This is a genomic window from Rhodospirillaceae bacterium, from assembly GCA_016712715.1.
Taxonomy (GTDB): Bacteria; Pseudomonadota; Alphaproteobacteria; order Dongiales; family Dongiaceae; genus Dongia.
Genome location: JADJQM010000002.1, coordinates 661868 through 674508, shown reverse-complemented (window position 1 = coordinate 674508; position 12641 = coordinate 661868). Strand labels below are relative to the sequence as shown.

Below are 12641 nucleotides of genomic sequence, written 5' to 3'. Positions count from 1 at the left end.
TTCTAGACCACGACATTGACGATCCTGTTCGGCACCACCACCACCTTTTTCGGCGCCTTGCCGTCGAGGGCGCGGATCACCGCATCCTCGGCCAGGGCCGCCGCTTCCGCCACCTTGGGGTCGCAATTGCGCGGCAACTGGATGGTCGCGCGCAGCTTGCCGTTGACCTGGATGGCGACGGTCGCGGTTTCGTCGATGATAAGCTGAGCTATGGCGGTTGGCCAAGCGGTCTCGGCGAGCAGGGTCTGGTGCCCCAAGGACGCCCACATTTCCTCGGCCAGATGCGGCATCATCGGGCCGATCAGCTGGGCCAGGGTTTCCAGCGCCTCGCGGCGGGCATAGAGGCCGGCGGCGTCGGTGAGGGTCCCGTCCTGGATTTCCGCCAGCGTGTTGGCAAACTCATAGAGCTTGGCCACGGCCCGGTTGAAGCGGAACTTCTCGATATCCTCCGAGACGCCGGCAATGGCCTTGTGGCTGGCGCGGCGCAGAGCAAGAGCGGCTTCCGGGAAGGTCGCCGGGGCGGTCTGCGGGGATTTGAGGGCCGGCAGGGCCTCGATCCAGGTGTAGGAGAGGCGCCACAGGCGCTGGGAGTAGCGCCAGGCGCCATCGACGCCGGCCGCCGTCCACTCCATATCCCGCTCCGGCGGGCTGTCGGAAAGGACGAACCAGCGCGCGGTATCGGCGCCATAGCCGTTGATGATGACGTCGGGCGCCACCACGTTCTTCTTCGATTTCGACATCTTCTCGGAACGGCCGATCTCGATCGGGGCGCCGGTATCCGTGCGGATGACGGTGGAACCCTTGCGCTTGATATCGTCGGGCAGCAGCCATTCACCGGTCCGTGGGTCGCGATAGGTCTCGTGGCAGACCATGCCTTGCGTGAACAGGCCGGCGAAGGGCTCGTCCAGCTTGACGAGGCCCACCTGCTTCATGGCGCGGGTGAAGAAGCGCGAATAGAGGAGGTGGAGAATGGCGTGCTCGACGCCGCCAATATACTGGTCGACCGCCAGCCAGTAATCGACCGCCTCGGCATCGACCGGATCGGCATCGCGGGTGCGCAGAAGCGCGCGCGAAATACCAGGAGGAGTCGACAAAGGTATCGAAGGTGTCGGTCTCACGCCGTGCCGCCTTGCCGCAACTGGGGCAGTTCACATGCTTCCAGGTCGGGTGATGGTCGAGCGGGTTGCCGGGCTTCTCAAAGGTGACGTCGTCCGGCAGCAGGACCGGCATGTCCTTCTCCGGCACCGGCACCGCGCCGCAGGCATCGCAATGGATGATCGGGATCGGGCAGCCCCAATAACGCTGGCGGCTGACCAGCCAGTCGCGCAGGCGGAACACGGTGGTGGGTTCGCCGTCACCCTGATCTTTCAGAACCTGGCCGACCTTCTTCTTGGCGGTCTCGACGTCAAGACCGTCAAGGAAGCCCGAATTGAAGATGGTGCCGTCATCGGTATAGGCGGTGTCGCCGATGGCGAAGGTCTTGGGGTCTTCGCCCGCCGGCAATACCACGGGGATCACGGGCAGACCGTATTTGCGGGCGAAATCGAGATCGCGCTGGTCGCCGGAGGGGCAGCCGAAGATGGCGCCGGTGCCGTATTCGATGAGCACGAAATTGGCGATATAGACCGGCAATCTCTTGCCCGGCATCAGGGGATGCTCGGCTTCGAGGGCGAGCTTATAGCCCCGCTTCTCCTGCGCCTCGACGGCGGCCTCGGACGTGCCGGCAGCGCGGCATTCGGCGATGAACGCGGCAACCTTCGGGTCGGCCTTGGCGGCGGTATCGGCCAGCGCATGATCCGGCGAGATGGCGATGAAGCTCGCGCCGAACAGCGTGTCGGGCCGTGTGGTGAAGACTTCGATGCGATCGGCTCGGCCGGCCAGCTTGAAGCGCACATGGGCGCCGGTCGATTTGCCGATCCAGTTCTCCTGCATCAGGCGGACTTTTTCCGGCCAGCGGTCGAGGCTGCCCAGCGCCGAGAGGAGGTCATCGGCATATTCGGTGATTTTCAGGAACCACTGGCTGAGCTTGCGCTTCTCCACGGGGGCGCCGGAGCGCCAGCCCTTGCCGTCGATCACCTGCTCATTGGCCAGCACGGTGTGGTCGATCGGGTCCCAATTGACGAAGGCCTCCTTGCGATAGGCGAGGCCCGCCTTGAAGAAATCGAGGAAGATGCGCTGCTGCTGGGCGTAATAGCCGGGATGGCAGGTGGCGAGTTCCTTCGACCAATCCAAGCTCAATCCCATGCGCTTCAGCTCGGCGCGCATGGTGGCGATGTTGTCATAGGTCCAGGCGGCGGGATGGACCTTCATGTCCCGGGCGGCGTTCTCCGCTGGCAGGCCGAAGGCATCCCAACCCATCGGGTGCAGGACATTGAACCCCTTGGCACGCTTGTAGCGGGCCACCACGTCGCCCATCGTATAGGTTGCGCACATGGCCCATATGGATGCGGCCCGACGGGTACGGGAACATCTCCAGGACGTAATATTTCGGGCGGGATTTATCGACCGCGGAGACAAAGCAGTTCCGGGCAGCCCAAGCCGCCTGCCATTTGCCTTCCGCTTCCAGGAAATTATATCGCGACATGATTACTACGTTCCGCTCGTCTTAAACGTCATGGTCCGCGAAGGCGGACCACCCACGAGTTTAGCAGCAGCGGCTTGGTAGTCGTGGGTGGTCCGCCTTCGCGGACCATGACGATATTATTATGGCCCGATATTCTTGCCCGGTTTACGCCCCAGGCTCTATTCCTGCTGGCCGGACTGGCGCAGCTGGCGGGCGCGGGTAAGGATGGCGTTTTCGAGGTCGGTCGCCGTGTTGAGGGCGACCGGGGCGTCGATCCAGGTGCCGCCCTGGTTCTGCTGGCGGAACACCGAGGCGCGGATGCCATCGGCGCGCAAGGCGCGGCCGAGAATATAGACATTGACCTTGAAGCGTTCGTCCGGTGTCGCCGGGGGCGTGTACCAATCGGTGATGATGACGCCACCGAAGGGATCGGCCGAGACCAGCGGCATGAAGGAGACGGTGTCGAGGCTGGCGCGCCACAGCAGCGAATTGACGCCGACGCCACCACCGCCACCGGAACCGTCTTCCTTGCTCTGGCCGCCGAACAGGCCGCCTTCGCCGAAGACGGTGCTGCCTTCGCCATATTGCGGCCCGGCATCGCCCTTCTCGCGGGTGGTCGGATATTTCTCCTCGCCGCCCAGATTGGCGTTGCAGGCCGAGAGGGGTGATGGCTGCCAGAGCCGCCATCACGATCAACAGGAACCGGTGTATCCAGCGCTACCGCCTGTGGCGTTGAAATCGCTACCGCTCATAGCATTGAAATCGCTACCGCTCATGGCATTGAACTCGCCCGAGGCGGACTGGTCGGCACGACGATGTGGGAGTTTCATATTGACGGCCCGACGCTCTTCACCCTAAAGCCACCCTGCGGCCGAAAAGCAGCCCAGAAAGCAGCCCAGAACTGGTATGCGAAATGGTAGGCCTTCGTCAACCGAATCGCGTCAAATGGACCAAATCTTGTGGCCCCTCCCGCCAAAAATCGCCCCGGGCAGATTTTCGGGGACAAGGAATTCAGCCAGGGATCTGTCCAGGATGGCGGAAACGCTGGGGATGCAGCGCGCGGCGCTGCCGGCAGTGGCCGGGGAAGAATGGAAGAGTGAATGGGTAAGATCCTGTGGCTGGCCAGCTATCCGAAATCGGGCAACACCTGGCTTCGGGCGTTTATTCACAATCTGATGCGCAACCCGGCGGCCCCGGTGGACATCAACGACATGAACACCCTGACCACCGGGGATTCCCTGGTGCAGTGGTACCGTCATCTCGACCCGCGCCCGCCTTTGGCCTGGAGCCGCGAGGATGTGGCCAAAATGCGCCGCGGGGCACAGCTCGCCATGGTCGCCTCGAAGCCGGATACGGTCATCGTCAAGACCCATAACGCCCTGCTGGCGCCCCATGGCAAGCAGATCATCCAGATGGATCTCACCGCGGGTGCCATATATGTGGTGCGCAATCCGCTCGACCTGGTCATTTCCATGGCTGACCATTACGGCGTCGACATCGACAAGGCGATCGAGGTCATGAACGACCCCAATAACGGGGGCCTCGCCGATGGCAATATCGTGTTCGAAATCCACAGCTCCTGGTCCGCCCATGTCAGATCCTGGACCCAGAAGCCGCATCCGGGTCTCCTGGTCGTGAGATACGAGGACATGCTGGCAAAGCCGCTCCACACATTCGGCGGGATTACCCGTTTCATGGGGCTGAAAACGCCGCGCGAACGGCTTGACCGGGCCATTGAGCTTTCCTCCTTCAAGAACCTGCGCCAGCAGGAAGAAGCCAAGGGGTTCCGCGAGAAATCGGAACGGGGCACCAAATTCTTCCGGGTCGGCCAGGCCGGCCAATGGCGCAAGGTGCTGACCAAGGCCCAAATTGACCGGTTGGTCGAAAATCACCGGGAACAGATGCAACGCTTCAACTATCTACCGGATCAGACGCCCGCCTGAAGGCAGGTTTTGATCGCGACTAGGCCCACCCGGGCGAGTGTCCGAGCTGCGCTGCGGAACAGGCGTCAAGGTGGGGCTGAAATGCCCAAATTGTGGCTGTTGCGCTGCGGCAATCATGCCCCACTGGGCCGACTGGATCGCCCTACCGACGGTTGGCCGCCTTGCAATTGCTGGCCAATTCCGCGCGCGGCCAATCGGGCACGCCATGTGGTAATTGCGCAACAGGCACCGAAAAATGCCACAGTGTTAGGCTCAAATGGTTTGACACCCCCCGACCATTCCGAGAAGGTAGCTCGTGTTCCGGACTGAGCGGGCTTTTTGAGTCGATCTGGTCAAGTACTTGGCAAAATCGACCCAGCAAGCCGGTCCGAAACGAGGGGCATCCGGGCCTTCCTTAAAACCGCAAAGGTTGGGGAAAGTCCCGGTGGCAATCGCAAACTTAGGGAATCTCGAGATGAAAAAAGTTCTCCTGGGGACCTCGGCTCTCCTCGGTGTTGGCCTTCTGGCCGGTACCGCGGCGGCGTCCGATGGTGTCAAATTGAGCCTTGGCGGCTTCATGCGTTCGTATTACGGCATGACCTTCGACGATGACGGTGATGGCGATACCGGCCATGATCGTAACCTCGACGGCGTCGGCACCGATGCCGAAGTCTACTTCCTCGGCTCGGTCACGCTCGACAATGGCGTGACGGTCGGTGCGCGTATCGAACTCGAAGGCGAAACCGAAGGCGACCAGATCGACGCCGCTTACGCCTTCTTCAAGGGCGGTTTCGGTGACATCCGTATCGGTTCGCAGGCGGGTGCTGCCGGCAACATGTACATGCTGCCGCCGGGTTCGTCGTCCAACTTCGGCCCGTATTCGCCGAACACCATCGGCTCGGCCATTTCGCCGGGCATCTTCGATCCGGAAGGCATGCTTGCCGTCCAGGACAAGTCGCAGAAGATCGCTTACTACTCGCCGACCTGGTCGGGCTTCAGCTTCGGCCTGTCCTACACGCCGAACGATGACGAAGAGTCATACTCCGGCAACGACAATGCCGACGGTACCTTCCATCCGAACCGTGAAGACGGCAGCGCCAACCACAACGTTGGCCTCGGTCTGCACTATGATTACGAAGGCGAAGGCTGGAACCTCGCCCTCGGCGGCGCCGCCTATTTCGAAGGCGACGTTGAAGAGAGCGATGGTGATCCGGAACAGGCCGGCTACAACGTCGGTGTGAACCTCGGCTTTGGTGGTCTGAGCCTCGGTGCGGCCTTCACGTATCTCGATGACGCGAACAGCGAAACCGATGACGCGTGGGTCGTTGGTACCGGTGTCAGCTACAACGTCGACGCGTGGACCGTCGGTGCCGGTTGGGCTCACTCTGAGTCCGAGCAGGCTGGCTTTGGCGACAACGACATCGTCGATCGCCTTGGCGTGACCGGTTCGTATGAGATGGGCCCGGGCATCGCGCTCGACGCCGGCATCTTCTACAGCTGGGCTGAAGCCGCCGATGACTCGAGCGCGCTCGATGACTACGACTCGATCGAGTTCGCGGTCGGTTCGTCGATCAGCTTCTGATTTCTGCCCAGCGCAAGCTGGATAAAGTCAGGACTAGACTTGAAGGGGTGCAGGCAACTGCACCCCTTCTTGCTTTTGACCATTTGCTATCGCGCGCTGTGCTTGGTTTGAGGCCGGGCATGATCTATAGGAAAAGCCTGTCCGGCCACGAGGCTGGTATTTCCATGGCATAGTCCCGCCCCATGACCACGACCGATCACATCGCCGGCAATTTGTCCGAGATCCGGCAACGCATCGCACGCGCTGCCGCCGAGCACACACGTCTGCCACAGGACATCAATCTGGTTGCTGTCTCCAAGACCCATTCCATCGACGCCGTCGCGGCGGCCATCGCCGCCGGCCAATCGGTCTTCGGCGAAAACCGGGTGCAGGAAGCGCAGGCAAAATTCCCCACCCTCAAAGCGGCCCATCCGACCCTTGAGCTCCACCTGATCGGACCCCTGCAGAGCAACAAGGTGCGCGAGGCGGTGGCGTTGTTCGATGTCATCGAAACGCTTGACCGGGAAAAGCTGGCGCGCGCCCTTGCCGATGAAATGCAGAAGCAGCAGCGACGGCCAGCCCTCTTCATCCAGGTCAACACGGGCGAAGAGCCGCAGAACGCCGGCATAAACCCCAGGGACGTTGATGACTTTGCCAAGCTGTGTCACGATGAGCTGCAGCTACCGGTCATCGGTCTGATGTGCATCCCACCCCATGACCAGCATCCTGCACCACATTTCGCATTGCTGCGTGAGATGGCCCGGCGCAATGGCCTCGGCTGCCTCAGCATGGGCATGAGCGGCGATTACGAAACGGCCATTGCCTTCGGCGCCACCCATGTCCGGATCGGCACGGCGATTTTCGGCCAGCGCTAGATCAAGGGCGCTCGGTCATCGGGAGACCAGGGACGGGAATCCGACCATGCGTACCAATCTGCTGGCCACCACGTCTCTCCTCACGCTCATGGCGACGGGACTTGCGGCATCGCCCGCCGCTGCGTCGGACGGTGTCAAGCTCAGCCTTGGCGGCTTCCTGCGCAGCGCCTATGGCTTCACGGTCGATGACGATGGCGATGGCGAGCTCGGCCATGACAGCAATCTCGATGGTGTCGGGTCCGACGGCGAGATCTTTTTCATGGGCGAGGTGGCGCTGGACAATGGCGTGACCGTCGGCGCGCGGGTGGAACTGGAAGCCGAGGATGATAGCGGCGACCAGATCGACAATGTCTATGCCTTCTTCAAGGGCGGCTTCGGCGATGTCCGCATCGGCGCGCTGGATGGCGCCGCCGGCACCATGTATATGCTGCCGCCGGGATCCACGGCCAACTTTGGCCCCTATTCTCCAAACACCATCGGCGCGGTGCTCAGTCCCGGCTTCTTCGCTCCCGAATTGTCGTTGGCGCTGCAGGACGCGGTGATGAAGCTCGTCTATTTCTCGCCGGAATGGAACGGCTTCAGCTTCGGCCTCTCCTACACGCCCAATGATGACGAGAAGACGCAAAGCGGCACCGATGCGGTCGCCAGCTCGTTCCATCCCGATCGATCGACCGGCAGCGCCAATCACAATGTGGCCATCGGACTGCACTATGACTATGCGGGCGATGGCTGGGGTCTTTCGTTGGGTGGCGCCGGCTATTGGGAAGGTGATGTCGAAGGCTCATCGGCCGACGACACCGAACAGGCCGCCTATAATCTCGGCGCCAATATCGCGATCGGCGCGTTGGAGTTCGGCGTCGCCAGCACATATCTTGATGACTTCAATGGGCCGGGCGAGGACGGCCTGGTGCTCGGTGCGGGCTTTGCCTACACGATCGATGCCTGGACCATCGGCGGCGGCTATGCCTATTTCGGCACCGAACAAGAAGGCTTCCAGGACGAGAACCTGCTGCAACGTGCCGGTCTCGATGTCAGCTATGCCATGGCCACAGGCATCGATCTCGATGCCGGGATTTTCTATAGCTAGAACGATGCGGCCGATGATGCGGGCGATTCAGCCGACGAGTATGATGCGTTCGAAATATCGATCGGTTCGTCCCTGACCTTCTGACGACCCAACCTTCTGACGGACTGGCCTTCTGACGACCTGGCCTTCTCACGACGGCACATAAAAAGACGGCCGCCTGTTGCCAGGCGGCCGTTCTTTCATTCTGCGAAAACCAGCGCCGCAGACTTAGCCTTGCGCAGCGCGGGCTGATTCAGCGGCGCGTTCGGCCTTCTTGCGCTCGTTGGGATCCAAGACCGCCTTGCGGATGCGGATCGCCTTCGGCGTCACTTCCACCAGCTCATCGTCTTCGATGTAAGCCAGCGCCTGCTCCAGGCTGTGCTTCATCGGCGGCGTCAGGCGAATGGCTTCGTCCTTCGACGTCGTGCGGATGTTGGTGAGCTGCTTCGACTTCAGCGGATTGACTTCAAGATCGTTGGCACGGCTGTGCTCGCCGATGATCATGCCTTCATAGATCGGCACGCCGGCATCGATCATGAGCTTGCCGCGCTCTTCGAGATTCCACAGCGCATAGGCGACCGCGATGCCGTCGGCATTCGAGATCAACACGCCGTTGCGACGGCCTTCGATCGGGCCCTTATAGGGCGCATAGCCGTGGAACAGGCGGCTCATGACGCCGGTGCCGCGGGTGTCGGTCAGGAACTCGCCGTGATAGCCGATGAGGCCGCGCGCCGGGACCAGCATGACGAGGCGGGTCTTGGCACCGCCGGAGGGACGCATCTCGACCAGTTCGCCGCGACGCTGGCCCAGCTTGTCGATGACGATGCCGGTGAAATCATCATCGACGTCGATGACGACTTCTTCGATCGGCTCCAGGCGCTGATTGGTCTTCGGATCGATCTGGAAAATGACGCGCGGGCGGCTGATGGAGAGCTCAAAGCCTTCGCGGCGCATCTGCTCGATGAGCACGCCCAACTGCAATTCACCGCGGCCGGAAACCTGGAACGCGTCCTTGTCCTCGGTCTCGGTGACGTGGATGGCGACGTTGCCTTCCGACTCACGCATCAGGCGATCGCGGATCATGCGGCTCGTCACCTTGTCGCCATCGCGACCGGCGAGCGGGCTGTCATTGACCGAGAAGCTCATGGAGAGCGTCGGCGGATCGATCGGCTGCGCCTTCAGCGGCACTTCGACTTCCATCGCGGCGATGGTGTCGGCGACGGTGCTGTCGGTGAGGCCCGCGATGGCGACGATGTCGCCGGCCTCGGCGGATTCAACCGGCGTGCGCTCGATGCCGCGGAAGGCCAGGAGCTTGGTCAGGCGGCCCACTTCGACCTGGGTCCCGTCGGGACGCATGGCGCGGAGCTGCATGTTGACGGTGGCGGTGCCGGTCTCGATGCGCCCCGTGAGAACGCGGCCGAGATAGTTGTCGTATTCGAGCGTCGTCACCAGCATCGAGAACGGCTTGTTCTCCTCGACGGTCGGGGCCGGCACATGGCGGACGATGAGGTCGTAAAGCGGCGCCAGATCCTTGCGCTCGCCCTTCTCCAGATCCTCGGTCGCCCAGCCCTGCTTCGAGGAGGCAAACAGCGTCGGGAAGTCGAGCTGTTCCGGCGTCGCGTCGAGGGCGGCGAACAGATCGAAGATCTGGTCATGGACGGCATGCGGGTCGGCGTCGGGGCGGTCGCATTTGTTGATCAGCACGATCGGACGCAGGCCGAGGCGCAGCGCCTTGGTGGTCACGAATTTGGTCTGCGGCAGGGCGCCTTCGGCGGCATCGACCAGCAGCACGACACCGTCGACCATGGAGAGGATGCGCTCGACCTCGCCGCCGAAATCGGCGTGGCCCGGGGTGTCGACGATGTTGATGCGGGTATCGTTCCACTGGATCGAGGTGCATTTCGCGAGGATGGTGATCCCGCGTTCCTTTTCCAGATCATTGGAATCCATCACCCGTTCCGCCACGATCTGGTTGGAACGGAAGGCGCCGGACTGGCGCAGGAGCTGGTCAACCAGGGTCGTCTTGCCGTGATCGACGTGGGCGATGATGGCGATATTGCGCAGTTTCATGGCTTCGCTTTTCAAAAATTGCGGTAACGCCCATCATCCCATGGCGATTGTTACAATCGCCATCGGCCGCCTTCACCCTAACCCTCACCCCGCGAACAGGGCGGAGGGAATTATTGTGGAATGGCAACCAGTTACTAGCGCTTCCGGCAAACCGGCCGCGATTTCCTCACCCTTGCCCCGCACATTGGGGAAACGGCTGGAATGAGGGGTGCTTTTTCAAGCGGGCTTTTACCCTATTAGCCCACTTGCTGCAACAAAAGCTCTGCAAGGGGGGTCTCCGGCCGGGCCCCGAAATGGCTGATCACCTCGCCGGCGGCCAGGGCCGCGATGCGCCCGCTATCGGCATGGTCCCGCCCCTGGGTGTAGCCATAGAGGAAGCCGGCGGCATAAAGGTCCCCCGCCCCGGTCACGTCGACGACCTTGGCGACGGGCCAGGCCGGCACTTCGATGAGCTGCGGGCCGGCCACGATCAGCGAACCCTTGGCGCTCCGGGTGATGGCGGCAAGGCTGCAATGTTCGCGGGTGATGCGCACCGCCTCGTCAAAATCGGCGGTTTCCCACAGGGCCGTGATCTCATGCTCGTTGGCGAACAGGATATCGACATGGTTCTTCACCAGGTCCTGGAACTCCGAGAGATAGCGGCCGACGCAGAACGGATCGGAAAGGCTCAGCGAAATCTCGCGACCGGCGCCATGGGCGAGGTTGGCGGCCTTCAGGAAGGCCTGCTTGGCCAAAGGCGGATCCCACAGATAGCCTTCGAGATAGGTGACCTTCGAACGCGTCACCACCATGGGATCCACGTCGTCCGGCGTCAATTCGACGCAGGCGCCGAGATAGGTGTTCATGGTGCGCTCGGCATCCGGCGTCACGAAAATCATGCTGCGGGCCGTCGGCGTGGTGGTGGTCGCCGTGGCGGTTTCGAAATGAACGCCGGTCGCCCGCATGTCGTGGCGGAAGATGCCGCCCAGCTGGTCATTGCCGACCTTGCCGATATAGGCGCCCCGGCCCCCCAGGCTCGCGATGCCGGCAATGGTGTTGCCGCAGGAGCCGCCGGAGGCCTCGACCGCCGGTCCCATGGCCTCGTAAAGCTCTTCGGCGCGCGGGGCATCGATCAGGGTCATGGTGCCCTTGTTGAGGCGCATGGTCTCGATGAAGTCGAGATCGCAATGGGCCAGCACGTCAACAATGGCATTGCCAATGCCGCACACGTCAAACAGCTTGTCGGTCATTCATCCCCGCACTGATAAGGCTACGCCCCGACCGCAAGATGCGCCGGGCGCCAATGGCCGCGAAGTATAGGGATCGCGCCGTTTTGGGCAAGGCAGTGGGGTCAGCCGATATGGTCGGTCAGCTGATATGATCGGTGGGGCACCGCTGCAACAGATAGATGGGGACGAAGCCGAAGCCCGGGCCACGGCAGGTCTCCTCGGCACTGTCCGGACCGACCAGGCGCAAGGTGCAATCGATGAGATCGATATGCGGCCAGGGGCTGTTGCGGAAATCCTGCCGGTAGACGGCGATGCCCTCGCCGAAGGCGAGGTCCGTGCCATCCGGCGGGTCGCCCATCTGCCGGTCGCTGAAGGTGATGCGGTCCGCCGTCAAATGGATGCGGTAGCCGGTATCGTCGCACCAATGGCCAAGCAGCCGCTCGGCTGCCTGGGCCGGCCCTGCCAGCAGCGGCAGGATCAGGCCAGCGACCATGAAACGGCACATCTTGCGGCGGCGCATCACCCGCTTATCTCCTGAATGAGCCAAATGATCCTGCTCCTGCCTGCCCCGGATTGCCCAGCCCCCGATTGCCGAGCCCACCAGTTTCCGCTAAATAATGGCAACATTCTGACAGAACTGGATAAATTTCTTGCTGCACGCCCTTTCCCTGGCCTTTGGCCAGCTCAGCGATCCGCGCATCCTGAAACTGATCGGCTTCAGCCTCGCCATCACCCTGGGCCTGTTCGTCGGTCTCTATTTCCTGGCCGACTACCTCATTTCCACCTATCTCAGCCTGGACGGCTGGTGGGGCAACCTTCTCAGCGGTGTCGGGACCTTCCTCATCGCCTGGTTCACCTTTCCCATGTTTGCCGTGGCCCTCGCTGCCCTGTTCTCCGATCAGGTGATCGATGCCGTGATGGCCAGGCATTATCCGGGCCGGCAGATGCCCCATTCGGTCTCGATCCCGGAAATGATCGCCGATGGCTTGAAAATGGCCGTCATCGCCCTCGTCGGCAACGTGCTGGCGCTGGTCTTCCTGTTCGTGCCCTTCGTCTACCCGTTCGTGGCCTATGGTCTCAACGGCTACCTGCTGGGGCGGGAATATTATGAAATGCCGGCGTTCCGGCGCTTGCCGCGGCCCGAGGCCAAGGCCCTGTTCCTGCGCCACCGCGGCCGTTTCGTCCTCTCCGGGGTGGTGATCGCCTTCCTGTCGACAATCCCGTTCCTCAACCTCATCGCACCCATCATCGGCATCGCTTTTATGGTGCATATGTTTGAATCTGTGGTAAATCTGGGATCGCGTCGGGGGTAGGCGTTCGGGGACGGCGCGCAACTTCCAGGGATCATTTTCTCAAGTTTCAGGCTAGGGACCAGC

9 protein-coding genes and 1 pseudogene are annotated in these 12641 nt (G+C 62.3%); 5 read left to right on the top strand and 5 right to left on the bottom strand.

Going from position 1 to position 12641, the window contains the following annotated elements:
- Positions 1-2 precede the first annotated feature (2 nt).
- Both IPK59_13900 and IPK59_13895 read right to left on the bottom strand, forming a co-directional pair.
- Positions 3-2584: pseudogene (locus IPK59_13900) on the bottom strand (leucine--tRNA ligase).
- Positions 2585-2742: 158 nt separating this feature from the next.
- The gene (locus tag IPK59_13895; protein MBK8159802.1) at positions 2743-3204 is read right to left on the bottom strand and encodes a DUF3576 domain-containing protein; all 462 of its coding nucleotides are present in this window, start codon (positions 3202-3204) and stop codon (positions 2743-2745) included.
- A gap of 459 nt (positions 3205-3663) precedes the next feature.
- Here IPK59_13895 and IPK59_13890 point away from each other — a divergent pair, with 459 nt between their 5' ends.
- The 4 genes from IPK59_13890 (at position 3664) to IPK59_13875 (ending at position 8008) form a co-directional block, all read left to right on the top strand.
- Positions 3664-4506 (top strand): sulfotransferase domain-containing protein, encoded by an 843-nt coding sequence (locus tag IPK59_13890; GenBank protein MBK8159801.1) that lies wholly within the window; start codon positions 3664-3666, stop codon positions 4504-4506.
- Between the two features lie 424 nt (positions 4507-4930).
- Positions 4931-6067, top strand: a complete 1137-nt coding sequence (locus tag IPK59_13885; GenBank protein MBK8159800.1) for a porin — start codon at positions 4931-4933, stop codon at positions 6065-6067.
- A gap of 182 nt (positions 6068-6249) precedes the next feature.
- A complete protein-coding gene (locus IPK59_13880; protein ID MBK8159799.1) occupies positions 6250-6921 on the top strand; it encodes a YggS family pyridoxal phosphate-dependent enzyme in 672 nt (223 codons plus the stop codon).
- Positions 6922-6967: 46 nt separating this feature from the next.
- Positions 6968-8008: a porin gene (locus IPK59_13875; protein ID MBK8159798.1), complete on the top strand. Its 1041-nt coding sequence runs from the start codon at positions 6968-6970 to the stop codon at positions 8006-8008.
- Between the two features lie 207 nt (positions 8009-8215).
- On the opposite strand, the gene typA is transcribed toward IPK59_13875, so the two are convergent.
- From typA to IPK59_13860, 3 genes are all read right to left on the bottom strand, one after another.
- A complete protein-coding gene (gene typA / locus IPK59_13870) occupies positions 8216-10057 on the bottom strand; it encodes a translational GTPase TypA (protein ID MBK8159797.1) in 1842 nt (613 codons plus the stop codon).
- A 236-nt stretch (positions 10058-10293) separates the two neighbouring features.
- On the bottom strand, positions 10294-11286 hold the full coding sequence (locus IPK59_13865) for an adenosine kinase (GenBank protein ID MBK8159796.1): 993 nt from the start codon (positions 11284-11286) through the stop codon (positions 10294-10296).
- A gap of 118 nt (positions 11287-11404) precedes the next feature.
- On the bottom strand, positions 11405-11785 hold the full coding sequence (locus IPK59_13860) for a hypothetical protein (GenBank protein ID MBK8159795.1): 381 nt from the start codon (positions 11783-11785) through the stop codon (positions 11405-11407).
- Between the two features lie 130 nt (positions 11786-11915).
- Between IPK59_13860 and IPK59_13855 the strand changes: the two genes are divergently transcribed.
- On the top strand, positions 11916-12578 hold the full coding sequence (locus IPK59_13855) for an EI24 domain-containing protein (protein MBK8159794.1): 663 nt from the start codon (positions 11916-11918) through the stop codon (positions 12576-12578).
- The last annotated feature ends 63 nt before the right edge of the window (positions 12579-12641 follow it).

What these genes read in the sequence shown, in the direction of transcription:
- IPK59_13890 (MBK8159801.1), top strand. Translation starts at nt 3,664, where the DNA reads ATGGGTAAGATCCTGTGGCTGGCCAGCTATCCGAAATCGGGCAACACC.
- IPK59_13880 (MBK8159799.1), top strand. Translation starts at nt 6,250, where the DNA reads ATGACCACGACCGATCACATCGCCGGCAATTTGTCCGAGATCCGGCAA.
- IPK59_13875 (MBK8159798.1), top strand. Translation starts at nt 6,968, where the DNA reads ATGCGTACCAATCTGCTGGCCACCACGTCTCTCCTCACGCTCATGGCG.
- typA (MBK8159797.1), bottom strand. Translation starts at nt 10,057, where the DNA reads ATGAAACTGCGCAATATCGCCATCATCGCCCACGTCGATCACGGCAAG.
- IPK59_13865 (MBK8159796.1), bottom strand. Translation starts at nt 11,286, where the DNA reads ATGACCGACAAGCTGTTTGACGTGTGCGGCATTGGCAATGCCATTGTT.
- IPK59_13860 (MBK8159795.1), bottom strand. Translation starts at nt 11,785, where the DNA reads ATGCGCCGCCGCAAGATGTGCCGTTTCATGGTCGCTGGCCTGATCCTG.